Here is a 23736-nt window from a genome sequence, read left to right on the forward strand (position 1 = left end):
GTGACAAATTTAATGAAATACCCCAAGTAACGAAATATTTATGCTTTAGTTTATAAAGTAAAATTATTTGGGTTTATATGGCAAAATCCAATCGCTATGTTTTAAGGGTTGCCACTCCACATTTGCTAAATCTACCTTCGGGTTTATAAACATTTTGTAAGGTTTGCGGTTTACACTAACACGGCAAGTAACGTATACTTCAATATCTTGGTTTTTTGCTTTAAATTCCTGTTTTAAATGTTGCGCAAATTGCCAAATTGCGTCGGGCGCAATGGCTAATTTTCGCTTTTGTTTTTTGGTTAAATAGTGGTTTAAATTAATCCTTATGCGTTCGCCAGTAGTTTTATTCTCTACGTGGTAAGATATTATACCGCTTTTAGAGCGTAGCATCATGCGCCACGATAGGCGATGGCCTTCTTCGGTCCAGAGTACATCGTCTTTAAAAAAGTGATGGCGTAATGGTAGCCCAATTTGCACAATAAAATAAACTGAAAATATTGCAATAAAAAAACTACTGCTTTTTGGAATAATAATCTCATTTGAATTGTACAGCGGTTTTTTCTTTAAAAATAAATTTTGAATGGTTTCTGCTTCAAAGAAAAACAAGGTAAATGCTAAAGCTAAATAGGGGAATATGCCAATTTGAAGCACAAACGAGTTGAACAAATGAAATATAATTGAAACTATAAAAATGAATTTTCTCGTGGGTTTAAATAGTAATAAAGGAACCACTAAACCATCAAATAAAATACCTCCATAAGTTAAAGTATAATGAAACCATTTTTGCTGAAGCAAAGGGCCAACTAATGGGTAATCTGCTTTTCCGCTCATTAAATTGGCAATAAAAGTGGTGTTTAACCAATCGGGGTAAAACTTAGCTAACGATGCGTAGGTGTAAACAATAAATAATTGCAAAACAATAACCCATTTACACCATTGCGGCATGGCATTGCTTTTAATTTTAGGGTTTATTTTCGCATCTAACGAGGCGTATTTATGAGCGGGCATAAACACCATAATACTGCTAATTAAAATTAACAAATAGTAATGGTTGTTGTACGAGGTTTTTTGCATTAAATAACTCGCTGTCCACATAAGTGTAAAGCTAATTATGGCTAAACGGTATTTGTAGCCTAACATTACCAGCAAGCCGAAAATGCCCATTAAGGCGTAGTAAAAATACATGCCGTTTCCGGGAAGTGGTTGTAGCCATTCGAAACCTATAAACGAAAATGTAAACTTAGGCGTTACCAAATTTACTCTTACCCATCCGGTAAAAATGGCGCCAACCGACTCTAAAAAACACAGTAAACCAAAACATATTCGGAAAACAATTAAAGCCGAATTATCGATGTGTTTAAATAAAAACGATTTAAGCATTTTGGGTTGCTATAAATTGTAACGAGGTTTCTTTATCTTTTTTTAATTGCTGTGTTAAGGCTTCAACCGATTCAAATTTTTGCTCGTCGCGAATGCGCTTTAACAGCTCAATTTGAAGGTTTTTGTTGTAAATGTCGTTGTTAAAGTTAAAAAAGTGTACTTCAATAGTTTGTGTATTTCCGTTTACAGTTGGGTTTACACCAATATTCATCATACCATAAACTAGAGTGTTTTCAATAACAGATTTTACAACATAAGAACCTTGTTTTGGTATAATTTTATAGTCTTCAGAAATTAAAATATTGGCGGTTGGGAAATTTATGGTTTTCCCCAATCCTTTTCCTTTTGCTACTATGCCGTTAAGCATAAAATTATAACCTAAATAATTATTTGCCGTGGTAATATCGCCCTCTATAAGCGCTTTTCTAATTTTTGTAGAACTTACCGAAACATCGTCAATGTCTTGCGCAGCTATTTCTTCCACTGCAAATCCGTAAGTTTCTCCAAATACTTTTAAGTTATTAATATCGGCATTTCGGTTGCGACCAAAGCGATGATCGTAACCAATTATTACTTTTTTGGCATTAAGTTTATCTACCAAAATTTGTTTTACAAAATCTTCGGCCGATAAACGCGAGAATTCCTTGGTAAAGGTTTTAATAAGTAAATAGTCTAACCCTAAACTATTTAAAATGTCATAACGCTCGTTTATGGTATTTATAAGTTTAATATTCGATTCCTTTTGCAATACCATTCTGGGGTGCGGAAAAAAGGTAAGTACTACCGATTTTAACCCTTCCAATTTGGAGGTGTTTACAAGTTGCTTTATAATTTTTTGATGCCCAATATGTACGCCATCAAAAGTGCCAATGGTAACTACCGAAGGTTGATTAATTGAATATTTTTCTATATTTTTAGTTTGACTCACTTGGTTTTAAAAGTCAATTTATATTAAGATTTATTATATTTGGAGTAATTAATAGCCCCAACCATGAAAACAAATCTACGTTATGTTTTATCAATAGCAATGCTTTTGACGATTTTTTCGGCTTCAGGTCAAGCATTTTTTTTAAAAAAAGAGTCTTCGCAAAGTAAAACTTCAAATAATTTAAAATCGGTTATAAGTGGTAGCGTTTATCAATTCGATAACACGGCGCTTTCTCAATATTTGCAAAAACAAAGTGCGGGCTTAAATAAGGAGGTAGACCTAACTTTAATGTTACCCGATAGTGATGATAATTTAGTGGAATACATAGTTGAAGAAGCCTCTGTAATGCATCCCGATTTGCAAGCTAAATATCCTGAGATAAGATCTTATGTTGGATATCAAACTAATAATCCTTCGGTTGTTGTGCGCTTTAGTTTATCTCCAAATAAAGGGTTTACTGGACTGGTGTTAGGTGGCGAACAAACTTTAACCATGTTACCAGACGAAAATAATTCTAATCTAATTTCGGTTAAAAATAAGTCTGATTTGTTAAAGGAAAATAGTTTTTTATGTAAAACTATAGATAACTTTAAAAATCAAACAACACAAAAATCTGGTGAGCTTAAAGATGCCGACGATAGCCAAAAACGTACGTATCGAATTGCTATTTCGGTTACGGGTGAATATGCAGCCTATCATGGTGGTACTTTATCTGGTGTTAATGCTGCCTTGGCGGCAAGTTTAACCAACGTAAATGCCATTTTTGAGAATGAATTTAACGTGTCTTTACAATTAATTGCTAATAATGATGATATTATTTATTTGAATGCAAGCACCGATCCGTATTCAAATATTAACAATTATAATAGTGAAGTAGCTAATGTAATGAATACCGAAATTTTAGATGCTAATTATGATGTTGGGCATTTATTAGCGACATCTACTGGTTACGATGGTGATGCTGGGTGTATTGGTTGTGTTTGTAATAACGGGGGTACCGTGGGTGTAAATCATAAAGGGAGTGCATTTACAGCAAGTGAAACTCCTGGAGGTGTTATATTTGATGTTGATTTATTTGCGCACGAATTAGGGCATCAACTAGGAGCTAGCCATACATGGACTTTTGGTGGTAATGAAGGGTTTAATTCCCAAATGGAACCTGGAAGTGGTTCTACAATAATGGGGTATGCTGGTATTGCTGGGTCTTACAATGTACAGGCTAATAGTGATGCTTATTTTCATGCCATTTCAATAGATCAAGTTGTTACAACTATACAGGGAACAAGCTGTGCAACCATTACAAATACAGGAAATACAACGCCTACAGCAAATGCAGGACCAGATTTAATATTACCTATTGGTACAGCATTTAAGTTAATTGGTTCGAGCAGTGATGCCGATGGCGATGCTATAACATATTGCTGGGAGCAGTTTAATGAAAATAATGCTGCAACTACATTACCAAATTCAAATTCAACTAATTCAAATTCGGTATTATTTAGGTCCTTTGCTCCAACTACTAGTAGTGAAAGGTATTTTCCTAATTTAAAGGATTTAAAGTTTGGAATTGAGGCTAATAAATGGGAAAAAGTACCAAATGTAAATAGAACGGTCGATTTTAGATTAACCGTTAGAGATAACAAACCAGGTGGTGCCAATAATACACACGACGATATGGTAGTAACTTTTAGTACAAGTTATGGGCCTTTCGAAATCACATCTCAAAACACCACAGGAATTGTTTGGACTGGCGGTAGTACAGAAACCATTACCTGGAATGTAAATAATACTAATAGCTTAACTGGTGCTTCGAATGTAAACATACTATTATCGACCGATGGAGGTGTAACTTACACCGAAATTGCCAATAACATACCTAATAATGGAAGTTACTCCATTACGGTTCCCAATACGCCTTCACCATATTGTAGAATAATGATTGAGCCTACAAACAACTATTTTTTTGCAATAAACACCGAAGATTTTGCCATAGATTACAGTGTTGGTACAACATGTTCAACTTACAATTCTTCGTCAAATTTAAACTTAACAATTACAGATAATACGGGTTCTTTTAGTCAAAGTAGTTCAATTTTTATTGGAGATTCTGGTGTAATTGAAGATTTAAATATTGGCATTGATATTACGCACCCATACATTGGCGACTTGGTAATAGCATTAACAAGTCCAGATGGTACCACAAAGTTGCTAAAATCTTTTGATGATTGTTCTAATGAAGACGATATGTTAATGGTTTTTAATGATAATGAGCAACCGCTAGATTGCAGCGATTCGGCAAGCAACAAATCCTATGAATCTATACGTAGTTTATTGTCTAGCTTTAATGGTGAAAATTTAAATGGAAACTGGACGCTTTCTTTAGGCGATTTTGGCAACGGAGATGTTGGTACTTTAAATTCGTGGTATGTTGAGGTTTGTGAAACAACAGAAACACAGTTAGATGTTGAAGATTTTGAAATAGGAGACTTAAAAGTTTACCCTAACCCTAACAAAGGAGAGTTTACCGTGCAATTAGGTAATTCTGAATCTGATTTTTTAAATCTTAAAGTTGTTGATGTTAGAGGTAGAGTTATTTATAAAAACACCCTTGAAAATCGAGGTTATTTTAAAGAAATAATACAATTAAAAACCGCTCAAACAGGTGTGTATTTTTTAAGTGTTGATGATGGAAAAAACCAGTCGATAAAAAAGCTTATTGTAAAATAGTAGTTTTTAGAACACATTTAAATGGAATGCACAATAGGCATTGGAAAAACACGATTATCTAACATGAAATTCTTTAAGCTAATTATATTAATCGCGGCAGTTTTTTTAACATCAGGTTGTGAAACAGGTAATGATAATTCTGGAAGTTCAGGTAGTGAAAATTTTGTGTTCCAAGACGGTTTTGAAACTCTAAATAATACTTTAGATGAACTTTTTCCATTAAATGGAAGTCGTTGGACATCAATACAACAAGTTAATCCAAGCAATTCAATTAATGAAATTTCAATATCTCAAAGCATATTTATAGAAGGGGAAAGTGCCTTACGTTTATTTGCTAATTCATCTGATAACACATTGTCAAAAATGAATATTGAGAAAGAAGGCTTCAATGCCTTTGAAAATGATAAGGTTCTTATTAAAGCAGATTTTTATGTAAATAGCGATGCCAATATTGAAAACTTACTTTTAATTGATTTGGAATGTTGTTCTTGCTGGGATAATACCGCAAATGTGGATAATCAATGTCCAGGAGTTAGATTACAAATGTCGGGCGGAAACGATTATCTGTCTATTGAAAGGGGTAAAATTGGAGAAAGTACAATTCAGCAAACGTCATTTAAATTTCCAAGAAATGAATGGGTAACAGTTCAATGGGAACTTATTTTGGCTAATAACGACAGTGGAGTTAATAAACTTTTAGTAAATGGTACCGAAATAATACATACCACTGGAATAAATATGCCTAATCCCGAAAAGTTTCGCGATTTATTTGCACAGGAAGGAATAGATTTTAACTTGCAAGAGCCTATTTCTTATGAAAGAATTCAAATTGGAGCTACGGCAAATCCTACTTCTGAGAACATAGAACTATTCGTTGATAATTTTTCATTATCTATTGAAAAATATGAGCCTTAACAATTCAATAACTCTTTTCGGTTGAATTGCTTAAATCGGAATTTATTTTCAATTGCTAAGAAATCATACCCGATTTTATGAATTATATTATAGCGTTTATTTACCATTAAAGGTGTTCATAGTATTGTTTACACCTGCTAAAACAAAGGATTTAATAAGTTCTACCGATTTTTCTAAACGTTCTGGAAGTTGGTTTTCTTCTTCGTTGGTCCATTCACCTAAAACATAATCTACCTGCCGACCTTTGCTAAAAGCATCACTAATACCGAACCTAAAACGGTTGTATTTAGTCGTATTTAATTTAGCTTGTATGTCTTTTAAACCGTTATGTCCGCCGTCGCTTCCTTTAGTTTTTAAGCGAATGCTTCCAAAAGGTAAATTTAAATCATCTGTTATAACTAATACATTTTCTAGCGGAATTTTTTCTTGAGTTTGCCAATACAAAACTGCTTTTCCGCTTAAGTTCATAAACGTATTAGGTTTTAAAAATATAAATGTTCTGCCTTTAAGTTTATACAAAGCGACATCTCCTAATTTTTTAGTTTCAAAGGTTAAATTTTCTTGTTTTGCAAAAAAATCTAATACTTTAAAACCAATATTGTGTCTTGTGTTTTCATATTTATCACCAATATTTCCTAAACCAACAATTAAAAACTTTTTCATAGGATTTTGTTCGTCTGTAACGTTTTTATTTCCAAATAACTTATACAAAAATTGAAACATAAATTACATTTTTGTAAAAATAAAAAAGCATTCCGAATCTTAATAATTTCGATTCGGAATGCTTTATGTTTTAATTTAAGACTATGCTTATTCTGCTGCCGTAGCTTCTGCTTCTGCACCACCTTCAGCTTCATCTTCATCTTCGTCATCATCAGCAACAGCTGTTCTAGACGTTTTAATTTGTGTAACTACAGTGTTATCAGAATGTAAGAATGTGTAATCTTCTGCAGGTAACGAACCAACATAAACTTTATCACCAATTTTTAAAGGCGTAATGTCTATTTCGATAAAATCTGGTAAGTTAGCTGGTAATGCTTTAATACGAAGTTTTCTTAAGTTTCTTCTTAAAACACCACCATTTTTAACACCACGAGAGTTACCTACTAACTGTACTGGAATATCAAGAGCGATTTCTTTATCATCGAATAACTGATAGAAGTCAACATGTAAAATTCGGTCTGTTACTGGGTGAAATTGAATGTCTTGAAGTACAGCGTTTAAAGTTGTACCATTGTCTAGCTCAATCACAACTGTATGCGCATTTGGTGTGTATACAAGTTTAGAGAAAGCCAATTCTGCCGCAGAGAAATGTACTGGCTTATCTCCTCCGTATAATACGCAAGGAACCTGACCAGCATTACGTAAGGCTTTTGTTGCTTTTTTGCCCACGCTTTCTCTTTGAGATCCATTGATTGTAATTGATTTCATTTTCTATTTATATTAATTATTAAATTACATTAAAAATTTTGATGAAATGGATTGGTTGTTATGAACCTTATCCATTACTTCAGCAAACAATTCTGCACAGCTTAAAACCCTAACTTTATTGCTTAAAGGTTTTACTGGAATAGAATCGGTTACAATTAACTCTTCTAATTTCGAGTTGTTTAGTTTCTCGTAAGCATCGCCCGATAACAGTGGATGTGTACAAATTGCTCTAACACTTAATGCGCCACGTTCCATCATTAAATCGGCTGCTTTTGTTAAGGTACCGGCTGTATCGACCATGTCGTCTACTAAAACCACGTTTTTTCCTGTAACATCACCAATTAATTCCATGTGTGAAATAACATTGGCTTTAGCGCGTTGCTTATAACAAATAACCACATCGCTTTTTAAGGCTTTTGCATATGAATATGCTCTTTTTGAACCTCCCATATCTGGAGAAGCAATGGTTAAATTTTCTAGATTTAAGCTTTCTAAATAAGGTAGAAAAATAGTAGATGCAAATAAATGATCGACTGGTTTTTCAAAAAAACCTTGAATTTGGTCTGCATGCAAATCCATTGTTATAATTCGTGTTGCTCCTGCTGCTTCAAGCATTTTGGCAACCAATTTTGCTGCAATTGGCACTCTTGGTTTGTCTTTACGATCTTGCCTAGCCCAACCAAAATATGGTAAAACGGCTGTAATATGTCTTGCCGATGCGCGTTTGGCAGCATCAATCATTAACAACATTTCCATTAAATTTTCTGGCCCTGGATTGGTGGAACCTATAATGAAAATACGTGTGCCACGAATTGACTCCTCGTAAGATGGTTGAAACTCACCATCGCTATAAGTTGATGTAATGACGTTTCCTAGTTTGGCACCAAATGCCTTAGCTATTTTTTCGCCTAAGACTTTACTTTGCTTACATGCAAAAATTTTGGCTTCGGTAATAACAATAGGCATAGTTAACTTGTTGTTTTAGAGTGAGCAAACACTGCGTTATTTTTAACGAGGTGCAAATTTATACATTTATTTTAACCTATAAAGTTTTTAGTGGTTAATTTTGGCTTAAATATTAAAATTATATTTATTTTTGCAGACTAATAACCAAATTGGTTGTTAAAACGCTCAAGTGGCGGAATTGGTAGACGCGCTGGATTCAAAATCCAGTTTCTTCGGAAGTGTGGGTTCGATTCCCACCTTGAGTACTAAAAAAGCAGATTAAAATTTATTTAATCTGCTTTTTTTTATACCTTATTTTCACCATGAATTTTGCGTTCCAATTCGGCTTGAAATTCTTCCATTACCGGGCGCACGGTGCTTTCGGGTAAATCGGCAATTTTAATATACATTAATCCATCAACCGAGTTGTTAAATAGCGGGTCTACATTAAATGCGACCAATTTGGCATTTTGTTTTATGTATTTTTTTAAGAGTACGGGTAGGCGTAATGCACCTGGTTCTATTTCATCAATAAACTTATCGAATTTATTTAAATCGGCTTCGGTTTCATCGAAAACAAAGTCTTTATCGGCATCTTTAAGTTTTACTTTAAATTCTTTTTTCGGGCGCACGTATTGTGCAATGTAAGGGTCGTAGTAATGCGATTTCATAAACTCAATCATTAACGATTTTGAAAAGTTTGAAAACTGATTACTAATGCTAACACCACCAATTAAATAATTGTGTTCTGGGTAGCGAAGTGTTGTGTGTACAATACCTTTCCAAAGTAAAAATAAAGGCATTGGTTTTTGTTGGTATTCTTTAATAATGAAGGCTCTTCCCATTTCTATAGATTCGCTCATCATTTTATAAAGTTCGGGCTCGAAACGAAATAAATCTTGTAGATAAAAGCCGTTAATACCAAATTTTTCGAAAATTTTATCGCCTAACCCCATGCGGTAGGCACCTGCAATAAGTTTTTGTTCGCTATCCCATAAAAACATATGGTGGTAATAGGTATCGAAGGTGTCTAAATCTATAGCTTCATTAGTGCCTTCGCCCACTTCTCTAAAGGTAATTTCGCGTAAACGCCCAATTTCTCGTAAAATATTTGGAATATGTTGAGCTGGTGCTAAAAACACTTCGTAATTTTTACTTTTTAATAGCCTAAAACCATTTTTAAAAAGGGTTTTAACTTCGGTTTCCATAAGTTGTGCGTCAACGGGAGTTACAATACGCTTAGGTATTTTATGGGGTTTTAGCGATGAGGAAATATTATCTAGAATTTTAGGTTTTTCTTCAAAAGAATTGGATAGTAAATACGTTTTACGGCGTAAAAACTCGGTAAAATCTTTTAGGCTGGTGTGTTCTTTTTGGTCTGCTACTGTAATAGGGCGACCAATTCTTACTTTAATTACACGGCGTTTTTGGGTTAACAGTTCTGATGGTAGTTTTGCGGTTCTAAACGTATCGCTAATTTTTGAAAGCTTATAAAATAATTTGCTATTCTTGGCATGAAAGTAAATAGGGACCACAGGCACTTCGGCTTTTTTTACCAGTTTCATGGCGGCTTCTTCCCAAGGCTTGTCTACAACTAGCTTGCCATCGCGATAGGTTGATACTTCTCCTGCTGGAAAAATACCAAGCGGATGCCCTTCTTTTAAATGTAAAATGGAGTTTTTGAAACCAGAAAGACTAGATTTTGCATCTTTTCTGTCTTCAAAAGGGTTTACAGGCATTATATAAGGCTTTAATGGCTCTATACGGTGCAGTAAAAAATTGGCAATAATTTTAAAGTCGCTGCGCTGTTCAAGCATTAATTTTAATAATAAAATGCCATCAATTCCTCCCAGCGGATGGTTTGATATGGTTATGTATGCGCCATCTTTTGGTAAACGTTTTAAGTCTTTTTCTGGAATTTCGAATTTTATTTGAAAATCGTTTAAAATGGCATTTAAAAAATCAAGATCAGATAGGTGTTTGTTATTGTTATAAACGCGATTTAGTTTCGAAATTTTTAAAACTTTCATTAATAACCAACCAATAAAAGTACCAATAAAACCGTACTTGTTGAGTTGTATTGCTTTCGCGACTTCTTTGGCGGTAACCAATCCTGTATCTTGTGGCTTATTCATGACTGTAAAAGTACTAAATAAACTATTTAGTTACTATTATAATGGTTTGTTGAGTATATAATTTAAAAGTATGCGTTTTTATGGTTTTATTTAACAATACTCTTAATTTAATAGTAGTTAAAAGTTATCTTAGTTTTATTATTAAATTTTAGAAAGATAATTTTTAATTCCTGTTTCGCTTAGCTGCACAACATCCCAATCGCGCATTACGTTCGCGCCTTTACTTTCGTAAAATTTAATAGCAGGTTCGTTCCAATCGAGTACTTCCCAATTTATGCGTTTTACACCAATGCTATGGCCGTATTTTACAACTTGGTTTAAAAGGGCAGTACCTAAACCTTTACCTCGCATTTTTTGGCTAACAATTAAATCTTCTAAATGAATAATTTTACCTTTCCAGGTAGAATAACGATTGTAAATTAATGCAATACCTTCAACCTTATTATCAATTTCGGCAACAAAGCATAAAAACGCAGGATTTTCGCCAAAACCATCGTTTTCTAGATCTTTAAGAGTAACTTCAACGGCATCGGGTTCTTTTTCGTAAATGGCAAGTTCGTTAATTAAATCGAGCACTTGCGGCATATCGGATTTTACAGATTTTCTTATTGTATAATTCATATTTCTTAAAAATTAAAGCAAATATAAGTTAAAGTAAAAAAATTACTTAATCCGAAGCGAAAACGTTGTAGTTTGTTAAAAAAAGATGTTAATTTGTATACACGCAAATAAAATTTTATGTCTTTAAAAAAACAAACTTTAGGAGAATTTATAATTGAAAATCAATCATCTTTTAAATATTCTTCTGGAGAATTGTCCAGTTTACTAAACTCCATAAGACTGGCTGCAAAAGTAGTAAATCACGAAGTTAATAAAGCCGGATTGGTGGATATAATTGGGGCTGCTGGTGATACAAATATTCAAGGTGAAGATCAGCAAAAACTAGATGTTTATGCTAACGAAAAATTTATTCAAACCTTAACTAAACGTAATATTGTTTGTGGTATTGCGAGTGAAGAAGAAGATGACTACATAACAATTAATAGTCAAGATGAACAACACCAAAATAAATACGTGGTTTTAATTGATCCTTTAGATGGTTCGTCGAATATTGATGTAAACGTATCGGTTGGAACTATTTTTTCTATTTACAGACGTGTAACACCAATTGGTACGCCTGTGCAACTTGAAGATTTTTTACAAAAAGGAAACCAACAAGTGGCAGCTGGTTATGTTGTTTATGGTACATCTACAATGCTTGTTTATACAACAGGTGACGGTGTAAACGGATTTACTTTAAACCCTGCCATTGGGTCGTTTTACTTGTCGCATCCAGATATGCAATTTCCTGAAGACGGATCGATTTACTCAGTAAACGAAGGGAATTACGTGCATTTTCCGCAAGGTGTAAAAAATTATATTAAATATTGCCAACAAGAGGAAGGCGATCGCCCATATACGTCTAGATATATTGGTTCTTTGGTGTCCGATTTTCATAGAAACATGATAAAAGGAGGTATTTATATGTATCCTGAAACCTCTAAAAACCCAAAAGGAAAGTTACGTTTGTTATACGAATGTAACCCTATGGCTTTTTTAGCAGAACAAGCTAATGGTAAAGCAAGCGACGGGTTTACAAGAATTTTAGATTTAGAACCTACCGAACTTCACCAGCGCGCGCCATTAATTTGTGGAAGTAAAAATATGGTTGAAAAGGCTGAAGAGTTTATGAAAAACGCTTAAAAAAAACTCATATAATTAAATAAGAAAAGCGGGCTAAAAGCCCGCTTTTTCAGTCCCTAAAAATTAACTAGCAATTTTTAACTAAGTGACTAACCTAGTTTTTTAGTATTGTGTGCTTAAGTTGTCATCTTTATTGAGAGAATAAATAATTACTTAATTTTACTTAATAGCTGTTATTTTAATTGTTCAATAGTCTGTTTTAATAATGCCGCAATATTTCGAGCATTTTCAATATCGGTTGCTTGTATAGCAAGTTTATAGGAATAGCTTTTTATGTTGCCATCTTCGTAGGTTTTTATAATTTTTTCTAAATGATTAGTGTTTAGTTCCACCAAAGTCGATTTACCTGCTGTGGCAATACTTATGTTCTTCGGGTTTATATCGGCTAAACCAAACTCAAAAATACCTTCTACACTTTTTTTAAGGTTAGAAAACACTTCGGTTAATTTTACGGTATAAGGATTTGTACTAACAATTTCGAAGGTTTGATCGAAATTATCGTCACCAATTTTAACAATAGTAATTTCTTTTTTTAATGCCTCTAATCCAGATGAAACCGATGTAACGTTAGGCGTGCCTTGGTAATCTTCGCAATTTCTAGTTATGGTTTGCAAAGCTTCTTTTGCTGTTAAGGCGTCTTCAATATTTTCGAAATATATTTTAAACGAATCGGTGTAGTTTTGTAATTCATCGTTTTTTAAATGACGGATAAATTTTGCTTTTTTACGTGTGTTTATCTCAAGAAAAAGCTGTGTTTTGCTAGAATCGTAATCAATATTATCAGTATTGATATCGCTAAAATTAAAGGTGTATAAATTATCTGTTGATCCTTTAGGGTTGGTTTCTTTTACAATAATTTTAGAAACGCAATCGCCTTCAATACTTTGAGTGTACGAGGTTTCGTTACTTGAAATATTTGCAATAACTTTATTTAAATAGCTCACTGCATTTGCTGTAGTATTTATGCTTGGTTTTGATGCTTCCAAGGCCTTTTCGGCTAACGGAATACTTTGCGAGAGAACTTTATACAGGTCCTTGGCGTTTTCTATAGAGTTGCAGTAAAAGTAAATAACGTTGGTATAACTTTGCTGAACACCATCTTGAAAAACTTTTATAGCCTTTATGTTTCTACGGTTTGAGGCTTGAATAAAAAATTCTTCACCACTAATTTTATACATTAAACTATTTGGGTTTAAAGTTGCTAAGTTAAACTCGGCATCAATAGCTTTCGTTTTACTTTTAGAATTAATTGTGGTACTTAATTTAATATGGCCGTCGTTTTTTGTGCTTCCTTCAATTTTTTGAATGATTTGAGTTTTTACATTATCTACATCTTGCACATTTTTTTCCAACCAATTAATATGATCTTGATAACTGGTTAATGCCAGTTTATTTTTTTCTAAAGTTTCGTTTGTTGGTATAATGTTTTTTATGGCATCTACTAAATCTCTAGCATTATCTATGTTTTTTGCAAAAAAGGCTAGATTATCGGTATAACTTATTTTATCGCCATTATTTGAAACTTCTTTAATCAATTTTTGCTTGCTATTTATAAGTAATTGAACAATAATTACGTCTTTTTTGGTTACCGATCTAACGGTATTTATATCAATATCGCCGAAGCTAAAATTGTAAATAACTTCTTCTGTATTGCCTTTTGCATCTATAGCGGTTAGGCTATAGTTAACATAATTGTTTTCTAATAGTTTTAAGCTTTGGCTGTATTCTTGTTTTGCGGCTTCAACTGTTTGTAAAGAAGTGGCTAGTGTTTCAACCAAATTATTTAAATTTTGGGCATTTACTGTTTTTATTAGTAAGCCAAAACAAAATAAAATGAAAAACGAGATGGTTTGTTTTTTAATTATCATAAGTGAGAATTAAAGCGCTAGTAGTAAAACTAGCGCTTGAAAAAAAAGATTTATTTTTAAAATTAAAAGTAGTAGTGCACGCCTATACCAACGAAGGCTTTACGATAACTGCTGTAATAGCCGAAAGAACCACCAGTTCCATAACCAACTTCGGCGTTTAAACCTAATTGCTCTAGGCCATCGAACGAATATTCACCTCCGCCACCTACACCAAAAGCTACCGAAGAGTACTTGTTACCGCTATAATCGAATTTAACCGACCAGTAACCTAATTGTCCGAAACCATATGTTTTTAGGTTTATACCATCTAAAAATAGAAAGTTATACAAGTAACGACCGGTTGCTGTGAACGAACTATAGTCGCTAGAATAACCGTAATTGGCGCCACCTACAATAAATTGTGCATTGTGCACATCGGTAATGTTGTATTTAGCACTAATACCGTAAAACAAGGTATTAAATTGCGCTCCAACACCAATAGAGCCTCCTTCAAGCATTTGGGCATTGGTTTTGTTAGAAAATGTAAATGCAAATACGGTAAATGTTAATAAAATTAATTTTTTCATGATTGTTATTTAATTATTGGTTAATAGCTAAACCATAATTAATAAGCACGAAAAGTATTTGGTTAGATGTTTTGGGGAAAGAACGTGGAAAAAAGAGTCATTTTTTATACATCTAATATACTTACCATAGTGTATGTATAGCAATACGTAAATTCCCGTATTTTTCAGATTATCAGGTGTTTTTAATCGAATATTCTGTAATTTGGTAGAGCAATTGTATTTTTAATGAATCCACATCTTTACCTTTTATTCATTTTATTAAATGTTGTAATGTCATTTGGTCAAAACCAAAAGGTCAAACAAAATTTGGATACAGTCCAAGGGTTAATTAAACAAGGTGATAGCTTAAAAAAAATAAATAAAGATGATGCTTTAAAAATCTTTAATAATGCATTAGTTATTGCTTTAGATAGTAATTTATTCGATCAAGCAAGTATTCTTTGTAAAAAAGCAGGTGTAATTTATCATACAAAACACGACTATGTAACGGCCGAAAATTTTTATAAAAAAGGTATTCGTTTGGATAGTTTATCGATAACCACTGCCGATTTGCTTTACAATATTTCTTTAATAAAAAGCGCTAAAAATCAACAAGATAGTGCTTTGTTTTATTTGCAAAATAGTATTTCTTTATATGAAAAATTTAAACTAAATCAAGCGGCATATAAAGCTTTTTTACGGGCAGGAATTTTGTATAAAGACAGACAATTATACGAGCAAGCTTTAAATTATTCTATTAAAGCATATAAAGGTTTCGATAGTATTAATAATAAACAAAAATTGGCCGATGCTTGTACGGTAATTGGTAGTGTTCAAAATCATTTAAAAAATTATAACCAATCGTTGCAATATCATTTTGAAGCTTTGGAGCTTAACTCAATATTAAAAAATAACTTCGGAAAGGCTATTTGTTACACAAATATTGGTAATGTTTATAGTAGTTTAAATGAGACAGATTCAACTATTATAAATTATAAAAAGGCGCTTACATTATTTAAACCAACCGCGCCACAGTACACTGGACTTTTAAATAATTTAGGAGGTGTTTATTTTGGTTTAGACGATTTTAATGCCTCTAAAAACTACTATCTAGAAGCCATTAATTTAAATAAGAATTTAAAAGATACTATTTCCTTGATGTATAGTTTTAATGGAATTACAAGTTTGTATTTAAAACGTAATGATTTAAAAAACACGAACGAATATTTAAAAAAAGCGAGCGAAATATTACCAAGAATTACCGATAAAAATTTACAGCTTGGTTATTATAATAATGAAGCTAGTTATTACGAGAAAACTAAAAATTACCAAAAAGCCATACAGAGCTTAAAACAATACAATACGTTATACGAGGAAGTATATAATTTAGAAATGAGTCAAATAGCACAAAAGCTTCAAGCTCAATTCGATTATAATAAAAAAGAAAACCAAATATTAAAATTAAAGCTAAAGGATAACGAAAACCAATTTTTGCTCGAAGAAAAAACGAAAAATATTAGGGAAAAAAACTTAACGCTTATAGTTTTAGTTGTCATTCTGTTATTGTTAATTGTACTATATTATTTATTTCTACAAAGACAAAAAACTACAAATCAAAAAATAAAAATTGAAAAATTAGAAGCAATTTATAACGGGCAAGAAAGCATTAAAAAGCGTATTTCTAGAGACTTACACGATATAATAACAACAAATTTTGATGGTTTGCGTTTACGCGTGTTAGCTTTAAAACGTTCTGATAATATTAGTGAAAAAATTGATGGAATTACAACCGATTTAAAAAAAATGAACAATCAAATTCGTACGGTTTCACATCGATTATACCCGTTAGAAATGTATATGGGAAAACAAAAATTTACCGATGTTATCACGTCCAGACTAACCGAGTTTCAGCTTTATAGTAAGGTGTTTGTCGAACTTGAAAATAAGTTTCCAGAACTATTAAATAAGCAAAGTTTAGCATTACAAAATAACTTTTATGGTATTTTTTTAGAAGTTTTAAATAATATTGAAAAACATGCTGTTGCAACAAAATTAACCATTAAAAATAGGTTAGATAACACCCACAATTTACATTTTATTTTTGAAGATAATGGCGTTGGTATTACCAAAGACCATAAAGAAGGTATTGGGTTGCTAAACATTAAGCAACGTGCCGAAATATTGGAAGGCACATGTAAAATAACGAATATAGAAACAGGTACACGAGTTCATATTTATTTTCCAATAGATAAAACGGGTTAAAATGAATTTAAAAACTAAAAGAGCAGATATTTTAATTGTAGACGATTCGGTAATATTTTCACAAGGTTTAGTGTCGCTACTCGAGCAATATCCCGATTATGTTAGCAGTATTCAAGTGGCGCATAATTACGAGCAAGCGCTAAAAGTTTTAGCAACAGCAACAGTAAATACACTTATTTTAGATTTAAATTTTGAATCCGACGACTACAATGGTTTTATAATTGCTAAAAAAGTAAAAAACCTATACCCAAAAATTAAGATAATAATCCTCACCCAAGAAGCCAAAATAGATAATTACGAAGTACTTTTTAAACAAATACATGTCGATGGGTATTTAGATAAACAATTAGGTATAGAAGAAACCCTTGGCGCATTAACAGCCATAATGAATAACGAAAAATACATCGATAAAAATATAAAAGCGATGCTAGAAATAGGGAAGTGGCTTAATATTTCGCGACGCGAAAAAGATGTTATTAACTTGCTTTCACAAGGGCTTACCCAAAAAGAAATTGCTCACAGTTTAAACATTAGTAGTCGCACTGTAGAAACTCATATAAAAAACCTAACAAAAAAAATGGAAGCACGAAATACGCCGCACTTAGTTTCTATATACAGCCAATACAAAAATGGTAATCGCGAAACTGGTTACAAGCTTTAAAACAAAAAACCAATTACAAAAAACTATTAGCTTTTTATAATTGGTTAAAAATGTTTTTAAATAATATTTTAATTAATCGTTTTTTATAAGTTAAACGATGCTCCAATGTTTACTGTAACTTGGTTGTTTAATTCTTGAGGAGCGTAAACTGATTCTTCATATTTAGCTAAAGGAACATTCAATTCAGTAAAAACCCCAAAGCCATCAGTAAAAAAGTAGCGCGCACCAATATGGCCTCCTAAATTTTTCAAGCTAAGGCTTAAACCAGGGTATAAATCAAAATTATCATCAATATTAATAACGTTACCTAAATTGGCGTTAAAACGAGCCTTTAAGTCAAAGCGATCTCCAAAATCGGCATTTAAATCATCATTTCCATCATTATCTAAAAGCGCTTCATTTACACCTAAAAGGTAAGTAGAAGATAACCCGATTGAGATGTTTTCTCCAATACCATAATCGTAACTTAAATTTAAACCACTACCATTTTCTTGAGCATTTAAACCTACTTGAAATTTAGCATCACCCTTGCCCTCAAAAGCTTGTGCATTAATAAATAAAGTACTAGTTAATGCTAATAATAAAATTAAATTTTTCATATGTTTCTTAAAAAGATTTGTTGCGCAAATATATGTATTTTTTCAAGTATAAAAATTTACTTACGTAATATTTTGTTGGTTCTTTTTATGGCTTGTTCATTTTTCCAATCTATCCATTTTTGCCCTTTTAAACGGCGCATAACATTATCTAAATTTCGCATTATAAACACGTTGTAAATGGCTTTGCTAAGGTTTTTAGGGTTTCGTGCAATAGCGCGTAAACTCATAGAAAAACCAGGTGTTTTATAACGCATATAGTGCCAATACCCTTCAGGAATATATAATATTTCGCCGTGGTTTAGCTCGCAAACCCAACCTTTAGCTTTTTTTAAAGCAGGCCATTTTTTAAAATCTGGGTTGTTAAAATCTATGTCTTCTCGCGTTATTAACGAATGCGGAATTTTGTATAAAAAATCGTTTTGGTTTTGGTCGAAAAGTATGCACTTTTTTTGCCCATCGAAATGAAAGTGAAAAATGTTTGCCAAATCAATATCGTAATGCATAAAGGTATACGAATCTCTTCCGCCAAAAAACAACATAGGTATGCTTTTCATTAGGCGTAAACCAAAATCGGGAAAGGTAAAATCTTTTTGTAATTGCGGTATTTCCTTTAAGGCATTCCATAAAAAAATACGAAACTTAGTAGGTTCGCGCTTAAGTAAATCAATATACTCGGCAAGTTTCATTTTAGCATGTGGTTCGTTAAACCCATCTTCATGATTTACCGGTCTGTCATCGTAAAGCGGAACGGTAATATTACTTCCTAAAGATTTAATATACTCTAAATTCCATTTTTTATAAGCGGGCCAATCTTCAATAAAACGCTCAATAACCACAGGTTTTTGCGGTTTAAAATAACGATTTAAAAACTCCTGTTTTGTAATTGTTTTTACACGAGGAATACCTTGTAGGTTTAGCGACAATTTTATAAAATTAAGTGAGCAAAGTTAAGAAAACGTTATTAAAGTAAAAATAGTATTTGGGCGTTCCCAAAGCTTTGGTCGGGCTTTACACTAATAGTTTTGGCTCGATGCGCGCCTCGCCAAAAGCTAACCGCTACAATCCCTAACGCAGGAAAGTGGTTATTTTAAGTTTTTCGATTTGATTTTAGCATTTTCGTTACGCGGTATTTTATGCTCAGGGCGTGTCCATTTGGGTTTTTCACCTAAATCTTTAAAGTGAGAATCTTTAGCCTCAATTGTTTTAGGTTGCATTTTTTTAATGAAAGGCTTTTGCGGATTTAACCCCAGAAGTTCAAACATTTTCATGTCTTCATTAACATCGGGGTTTGGTGTGGTAAGTAATTTATCGCCAGCAAAAATAGAGTTGGCACCGGCAAAAAAGCACATAGCTTGCCCTTCTTGGCTCATTTGGGTTCTACCTGCGCTTAAACGTACTTGAGTTTCTGGCATTACAATTCGTGTTGTAGCAACCATACGCACCATATCCCAAATAGAAACCGGTTGTTCATTTTCTAAAGGAGTACCTTCAACAGCAACTAAAGCATTAATTGGTACAGATTCTGGCTGCGGGTTTAAAGTAGCTAAGGCTACAAGCATACCTGCGCGATCTTCAATACGCTCGCCCATACCTATTATGCCTCCAGAACAAACGGTAACATTGGTTTTTCTAACGTTATTAATAGTTTTAATTCGGTCTTCAAAACCACGGGTAGAAATGACTTCTTTATAATATTCCTCCGAAGAATCTAAATTATGATTATAAGCGTATAAACCCGCTTCTGCCAAACGTTGTGCTTGGTTTTCGGTAAGCATACCTAAAGTACAACAAACTTCCATATCTAGTTTGTTTATGGTTCTTACCATTTCTAAAACATCATCAAACTCTTTGCCGTCTTTTACATTACGCCATGCAGCGCCCATACAAACCCGAGAACTACCACTTGCTTTAGCGCGTAATGCCTGAGCTTTAACTTGTTGTACACTCATTAAATCGTTACCTTCTACATTAGTGTGGTAGCGTGCCGCTTGTGGGCAATAACCACAATCTTCGGGGCAACCGCCGGTTTTTATAGATAATAAAGTACTTACTTGTACAGTGTTAGGGTCGTGGTGTTTTCGATGTACCTTAGCAGCCTCAAACAACAAATCCATTAAGGGTTTGTTATAAATTTCTAAAATCTCAGATTTTGTCCAGTTATGTTTAAAGCTGCTCATGGTAATTGGTTTTTTTAATTAAAATTATATCGTAAACCAAAAAGTACGTTGCTTGGTGGCATTGGTACAAATCCGGCCTCAATATAATCGGCATCAAAAATATTATTAGCGGTAAAAGTGAATTCTAATTGTTTTAAGTTAATAGCTACTGATGCATCCCAAACATTATAACTTTGGCCTGTGGCACGTTCAGCGTGTTTGTAAATAATATTCTGGCTTACGTTTTTAAACAATTGTGTGCTTAAACGTGTAGTAAAATGATGTTTTAAAGTGTTTAACGAATAGCGTGATAATGCTTCGTTTTGGTCTATAATATCATCTTCTAAATAATTATAACCAACGGCAATAGTTTGTTTGTAATTTGCAAGGTTAAAATTGTAGCCTAAATCTACCTCAATTCCTTTTGTGTTTACTTCTGCAATATTAGTTGCTGTGTAAATAGTAACGTCTGTAGATGGCCTTATATAATCAATTAAGTTTTTAGCATCTCTATTGTAAACAGCTACAGCAGCATTAAATTTTTCTGAAAAGTATTTTAAACCAATTTCTTGAGCTAGTGCTTCTTCAACCTCTAAATCTTCGTTGCCTTGTGTTACAGGATCGCTATAATATAAATCGGTATAAGTTGGAACACGATAGGTGTAACCAATGTTACCGTAAGCTTTTAAATCGTCTGTTATTTTTACCCCAACATCTATACCAGGAAAGGCATAAAAATCGAAATCTGAGAAATACGTTACGGCTACACCAGGTGTTACATCTACAAGATTATTAAATAATTTAAAACGGTGCTCTAAGAATAGGTTAGTCATGAAACGCTCACGATTACCAAGGTTATTACTACTAATGTAAATTTGAGACATATCTACCCCAAAACCAGTAATTCCTAAATTAGATTGGTATGAGGCATTAACTTCGGCTCCAATTTTATTGGTAATATGTAAGTTTCTGTATACCGTTGGGTCGTTACGCAGGTACACATACATATCTTGATTGCGTTTCCAATACACTCGAGGTGTAATGGTTAAATTATTTTTAGTAAATGTAGTTGCAAAGGCTAGTAAACTATTTTGTGTTTCTTCGTATTGTTCTGTGGCACTTGCACTAGCATAAAACCCATTAGCTCCAAACTTACGTTCTTGAAAAGTGGTTGTCATTTCTATAGCTTGACCTGTTTTATTAAATACACTTTTAATAAAATAGTTGCTATTATCGTAATCGGAATTATAACGATAGCCTTCCGATGAAAGCTTATCTATATGTACAATATGCGATGAATTTTTTAAGCTAACTCCAGCAGTAACACCTCCATTTAACTGCCCAAAAGAACCGGTTTCAACTTTTACTGAAATACTATTAGCTACATTTTTTTTAGTGACAATATTTATAGCGCCAGTAAAAGCATTTTGCCCAAAAACACGCGCTGCTGGACCTTTAATTATTTCTATGCGCTCAATAACTTCTAATGGTAAAGCGGCGTTCATGGTGTGATGGCCCGTTTGCGCATCGTCCATTTTTATGCCATCAATTAATAAAAGTGTTTGGTCGAACCCGCCACCTCGAATGTATAAATCGGCCTGACTACCAGAAGTACCACGACGACGAATATCTACACCAGCAAATTGTTGTAAAACATCGGCAACATTTGTTGCTGCACTTTTTTTAATGTCCTCAGAAGAAACCACCGTTATAGTTCGAGAGTTTTCCTTAAACGGTAAATCAATTCTTGTAGAAGTAATAACAACTTCTTGCAACGAATCGGTTTTAACGGTTTCTTCTTGAGCACCAATGTTGATAATAGATAATATTATAATTGTAAAGAGAGAAAATTTAGTTTTCATTAGTTTGTTTTAATTTGATGCTGCAAAAATCGTAACTTTCCGGACGATTAAAATAGTCCAGTTTTAAAACAGTGAGTAGTCCGGTTAGAAATTTGTTAAAACAACTTATAAGTTTCGATAAAAGTTTATCGCAACCAGTGTATATACAAGTGTCTCAGCAAATTATAAATGCCATACAGCGTGGGTATTTATCGAAAGGAAATAAATTACCTGGTACCCGTGTTTTAAGTGAATTATTAGGTGTTCATAGAAATACGGCTGTTGCTATTTACGACGAATTAGCATCACAAGGTTGGGTAGAAATTATAGCTAATAAAGGCACTTTTGTATTGTTTCCAGAAGAGAATGCTTCAAAAATAAAAGCTTCAGCAGCATCAATTAATAAAGCTTATCAATATTCTGAATCAACAGGGTTTCCTTTTCAAAAATCGTTTCATTTATCGCCAACTACGCAATCTTCCGAAGCTAAATATAGTATTAACGATGGTAAACCCGATTTACGTTTACACCCAGTGCATCAATTTTCGCGATGGTATAGCGCCGCAATGAAACGGAATACTTTGGTTAATAAATGGAACAAATCAAATAAAGCAAAAAACACCTTATTTAAAACTCAATTATGTAATTTTTTAAATACTACACGAGGGTTTCATATTAAGCCGAGCAATATTGTAAGTACACGAAGCACCGAAATGAGTTTGTACATTGTTTCGCAATTACTTTTAAAACCCAACGATATTGTTTTGGTTGGACAATTAAGTAACTATGCAGCAAACATGATTTTTCAGCAAGCCGGTGCCACGATAATAACTATTCCTGTTGATGAAAACGGACTGGATATTGAATATATAAAAACGCATTTTATTAAAAACCGCATTCGCTGCGTTTACATTTGTGCTAATCGCGATTACCCAACCACCGTTTCTTTAAGTACCGAAAGGCGTTTACAATTACTGCAATTAGCAAAAACTTATGGTTTCGCCATTATTGAGGACGATTATGATTACGATTTTCAGTTCAGCGGTTCTGCTATGTTACCTATGGCAAGTGCCGATGCCAATGGTATGATAATTTATTTAGGAAAAATGGGGCAATCGCTATTTCCTAGTTTTCAATCAGGTTTTGTAGTTGCTCCGGAAAATTTAATTTCTGAAGCAAAAAACTATTTGCAGTTACTTGACCAACAAGGCGATTTAATACAGGAACAAATGCTTTCGGAATTAATTTACGAAGGCGAAATTTACAGACTCCTAAAAAAGAATGTAGTAACTTATAAACAGCGTCGCGATGCGTTATGCAAACAATTGAAATTGCACTTAAAAGATATTGTAACGTACAATATACCTAGCGGCGGATTAGCAATTTGGTTGCAATTTAAAACTAAAGTTTCATTAATTAAATTGGCTAAAGTGGCTCATGAGCATGATTTACTTTTGCCTAAAACTATTTTATATCAAGATAAAAACAACTGCGCGATTCGTTTTGGTTTTGGGCATTTAAATGAAGATGAGATTGAAATTGTAGTGAAGCTCTTAAAACAATCATATGATAAACTAATGAACAAATAGCAAAGAAAAAT

General features: G+C 33.0%; 19 protein-coding genes and 1 tRNA gene. 7 read left to right on the forward strand and 13 right to left on the reverse strand.

Translation table 11 applies throughout. From position 1 onward, the window contains the following. Positions 1-63: 63 nt before the first annotated feature. Positions 64-1380 carry an HTTM domain-containing protein gene (locus tag LG651_RS04305; RefSeq protein ID WP_226694914.1) on the reverse strand — a complete coding sequence of 439 codons (1317 nt, stop codon included), beginning with the start codon at positions 1378-1380 and terminating at the stop codon, positions 64-66. Further along, positions 1373-2308: a bifunctional riboflavin kinase/FAD synthetase gene (locus LG651_RS04310; protein WP_226694915.1), complete on the reverse strand. Its 936-nt coding sequence runs from the start codon at positions 2306-2308 to the stop codon at positions 1373-1375. The genes LG651_RS04305 and LG651_RS04310 overlap by 8 nt, the downstream gene beginning before the upstream one ends. 63 nt (positions 2309-2371) lie before the next feature. Here LG651_RS04310 and LG651_RS04315 point away from each other — a divergent pair, with 63 nt between their 5' ends. After that, positions 2372-5035: a zinc-dependent metalloprotease gene (locus LG651_RS04315; protein WP_226694916.1), complete on the forward strand. Its 2664-nt coding sequence runs from the start codon at positions 2372-2374 to the stop codon at positions 5033-5035. Positions 5036-5056: 21 nt separating this feature from the next. Beyond that, on the forward strand, positions 5057-5950 hold the full coding sequence (locus LG651_RS04320; RefSeq protein ID WP_226694917.1) for a heparin lyase I family protein: 894 nt from the start codon (positions 5057-5059) through the stop codon (positions 5948-5950). 96 nt (positions 5951-6046) lie between these two features. Here LG651_RS04320 and pth read toward each other — a convergent pair whose 3' ends face one another. The 3 genes from pth to LG651_RS04335 all read right to left on the reverse strand — a co-directional run bounded on the left by pth (position 6047) and on the right by LG651_RS04335 (position 8347). Then, on the reverse strand, positions 6047-6673 hold the full coding sequence (gene pth / locus LG651_RS04325; protein WP_226694918.1) for an aminoacyl-tRNA hydrolase: 627 nt from the start codon (positions 6671-6673) through the stop codon (positions 6047-6049). Between the two features lie 87 nt (positions 6674-6760). Next, complete coding sequence (locus LG651_RS04330; RefSeq protein WP_226694919.1) at positions 6761-7381, reverse strand: 50S ribosomal protein L25/general stress protein Ctc; 621 nt, start codon at positions 7379-7381, stop codon at positions 6761-6763. A gap of 24 nt (positions 7382-7405) precedes the next feature. Continuing rightward, positions 7406-8347 carry a ribose-phosphate pyrophosphokinase gene (locus LG651_RS04335; protein WP_226694920.1) on the reverse strand — a complete coding sequence of 314 codons (942 nt, stop codon included), beginning with the start codon at positions 8345-8347 and terminating at the stop codon, positions 7406-7408. 163 nt (positions 8348-8510) lie between these two features. Here LG651_RS04335 and LG651_RS04340 point away from each other — a divergent pair. After that, positions 8511-8592 (forward strand) — tRNA-Leu (locus tag LG651_RS04340). A gap of 39 nt (positions 8593-8631) precedes the next feature. Here the strand turns inward: LG651_RS04340 and LG651_RS04345 are convergent. Together LG651_RS04345 and LG651_RS04350 are read right to left on the reverse strand one after the other, a co-directional pair. Then, complete coding sequence (locus LG651_RS04345; RefSeq protein ID WP_226694921.1) at positions 8632-10461, reverse strand: GNAT family N-acyltransferase; 1830 nt, start codon at positions 10459-10461, stop codon at positions 8632-8634. 141 nt (positions 10462-10602) lie between these two features. Then, complete coding sequence (locus tag LG651_RS04350) at positions 10603-11082, reverse strand: GNAT family N-acetyltransferase (protein ID WP_226694922.1); 480 nt, start codon at positions 11080-11082, stop codon at positions 10603-10605. Positions 11083-11199: 117 nt separating this feature from the next. Here LG651_RS04350 and fbp point away from each other — a divergent pair, with 117 nt between their 5' ends. Then, positions 11200-12204 carry a class 1 fructose-bisphosphatase gene (gene fbp, locus LG651_RS04355; protein WP_226694923.1) on the forward strand — a complete coding sequence of 335 codons (1005 nt, stop codon included), beginning with the start codon at positions 11200-11202 and terminating at the stop codon, positions 12202-12204. A 173-nt stretch (positions 12205-12377) separates the two neighbouring features. Here the strand turns inward: fbp and LG651_RS04360 are convergent, their stop codons facing one another. Both LG651_RS04360 and LG651_RS04365 read right to left on the reverse strand, forming a co-directional pair. Then, on the reverse strand, positions 12378-14072 hold the full coding sequence (locus tag LG651_RS04360) for a hypothetical protein (RefSeq protein WP_226694924.1): 1695 nt from the start codon (positions 14070-14072) through the stop codon (positions 12378-12380). A 62-nt stretch (positions 14073-14134) separates the two neighbouring features. Beyond that, on the reverse strand, positions 14135-14638 hold the full coding sequence (locus tag LG651_RS04365; protein WP_226694925.1) for a hypothetical protein: 504 nt from the start codon (positions 14636-14638) through the stop codon (positions 14135-14137). A 306-nt stretch (positions 14639-14944) separates the two neighbouring features. Here LG651_RS04365 and LG651_RS04370 point away from each other — a divergent pair, with 306 nt between their 5' ends. Further along, positions 14945-16879 (forward strand): tetratricopeptide repeat-containing sensor histidine kinase, encoded by a 1935-nt coding sequence (locus LG651_RS04370; RefSeq protein ID WP_226694926.1) that lies wholly within the window; start codon positions 14945-14947, stop codon positions 16877-16879. Between the two features lies 1 nt (position 16880). Then, positions 16881-17540, forward strand: coding sequence for a response regulator transcription factor (locus LG651_RS04375; protein WP_226694927.1), 660 nt, complete (start codon positions 16881-16883; stop codon positions 17538-17540). 83 nt (positions 17541-17623) lie between these two features. On the opposite strand, the gene LG651_RS04380 is transcribed toward LG651_RS04375, so the two are convergent. The 4 genes from LG651_RS04380 to LG651_RS04395 all read right to left on the reverse strand — a co-directional run bounded on the left by LG651_RS04380 (position 17624) and on the right by LG651_RS04395 (position 22157). Next, positions 17624-18139, reverse strand: coding sequence for a DUF6646 family protein (locus tag LG651_RS04380; protein WP_226694928.1), 516 nt, complete (start codon positions 18137-18139; stop codon positions 17624-17626). 56 nt (positions 18140-18195) lie between these two features. Then, positions 18196-19062 (reverse strand): cupin-like domain-containing protein, encoded by an 867-nt coding sequence (locus tag LG651_RS04385; RefSeq protein WP_226694929.1) that lies wholly within the window; start codon positions 19060-19062, stop codon positions 18196-18198. 159 nt (positions 19063-19221) lie between these two features. After that, positions 19222-20316 carry a biotin synthase BioB gene (gene bioB, locus LG651_RS04390; protein WP_226694930.1) on the reverse strand — a complete coding sequence of 365 codons (1095 nt, stop codon included), beginning with the start codon at positions 20314-20316 and terminating at the stop codon, positions 19222-19224. Between the two features lie 14 nt (positions 20317-20330). After that, positions 20331-22157, reverse strand: a complete 1827-nt coding sequence (locus LG651_RS04395; RefSeq protein ID WP_226694931.1) for a TonB-dependent receptor plug domain-containing protein — start codon at positions 22155-22157, stop codon at positions 20331-20333. A 71-nt stretch (positions 22158-22228) separates the two neighbouring features. On the opposite strand from LG651_RS04395, the gene LG651_RS04400 reads away from it, so the two are divergent. Then, positions 22229-23725 (forward strand): aminotransferase-like domain-containing protein, encoded by a 1497-nt coding sequence (locus tag LG651_RS04400; protein ID WP_226694932.1) that lies wholly within the window; start codon positions 22229-22231, stop codon positions 23723-23725. Positions 23726-23736: the final 11 nt, after the last annotated feature.

Origin of the sequence: Neotamlana sargassicola, assembly GCF_020523965.1 — a bacterium.
Taxonomy (GTDB): domain Bacteria; phylum Bacteroidota; class Bacteroidia; order Flavobacteriales; family Flavobacteriaceae; genus Neotamlana; species Neotamlana sargassicola.

Excerpts from the sequence above, each read along its gene's own strand:
- LG651_RS04305 (WP_226694914.1), bottom strand. The coding sequence starts at position 1,380 with ATGCTTAAATCGTTTTTATTTAAACACATCGATAATTCGGCTTTAATT.
- LG651_RS04315 (WP_226694916.1), top strand. The coding sequence starts at position 2,372 with ATGAAAACAAATCTACGTTATGTTTTATCAATAGCAATGCTTTTGACG.
- LG651_RS04320 (WP_226694917.1), top strand. The coding sequence starts at position 5,057 with ATGGAATGCACAATAGGCATTGGAAAAACACGATTATCTAACATGAAA.
- pth (WP_226694918.1), bottom strand. The coding sequence starts at position 6,673 with ATGTTTCAATTTTTGTATAAGTTATTTGGAAATAAAAACGTTACAGAC.
- LG651_RS04330 (WP_226694919.1), bottom strand. The coding sequence starts at position 7,381 with ATGAAATCAATTACAATCAATGGATCTCAAAGAGAAAGCGTGGGCAAA.
- LG651_RS04335 (WP_226694920.1), bottom strand. The coding sequence starts at position 8,347 with ATGCCTATTGTTATTACCGAAGCCAAAATTTTTGCATGTAAGCAAAGT.
- LG651_RS04345 (WP_226694921.1), bottom strand. The coding sequence starts at position 10,461 with ATGAATAAGCCACAAGATACAGGATTGGTTACCGCCAAAGAAGTCGCG.
- LG651_RS04350 (WP_226694922.1), bottom strand. The coding sequence starts at position 11,082 with ATGAATTATACAATAAGAAAATCTGTAAAATCCGATATGCCGCAAGTG.
- fbp (WP_226694923.1), top strand. The coding sequence starts at position 11,200 with ATGTCTTTAAAAAAACAAACTTTAGGAGAATTTATAATTGAAAATCAA.
- LG651_RS04360 (WP_226694924.1), bottom strand. The coding sequence starts at position 14,072 with ATGATAATTAAAAAACAAACCATCTCGTTTTTCATTTTATTTTGTTTT.
- LG651_RS04365 (WP_226694925.1), bottom strand. The coding sequence starts at position 14,638 with ATGAAAAAATTAATTTTATTAACATTTACCGTATTTGCATTTACATTT.
- LG651_RS04375 (WP_226694927.1), top strand. The coding sequence starts at position 16,881 with ATGAATTTAAAAACTAAAAGAGCAGATATTTTAATTGTAGACGATTCG.
- LG651_RS04380 (WP_226694928.1), bottom strand. The coding sequence starts at position 18,139 with ATGAAAAATTTAATTTTATTATTAGCATTAACTAGTACTTTATTTATT.
- bioB (WP_226694930.1), bottom strand. The coding sequence starts at position 20,316 with ATGAGCAGCTTTAAACATAACTGGACAAAATCTGAGATTTTAGAAATT.
- LG651_RS04395 (WP_226694931.1), bottom strand. The coding sequence starts at position 22,157 with ATGAAAACTAAATTTTCTCTCTTTACAATTATAATATTATCTATTATC.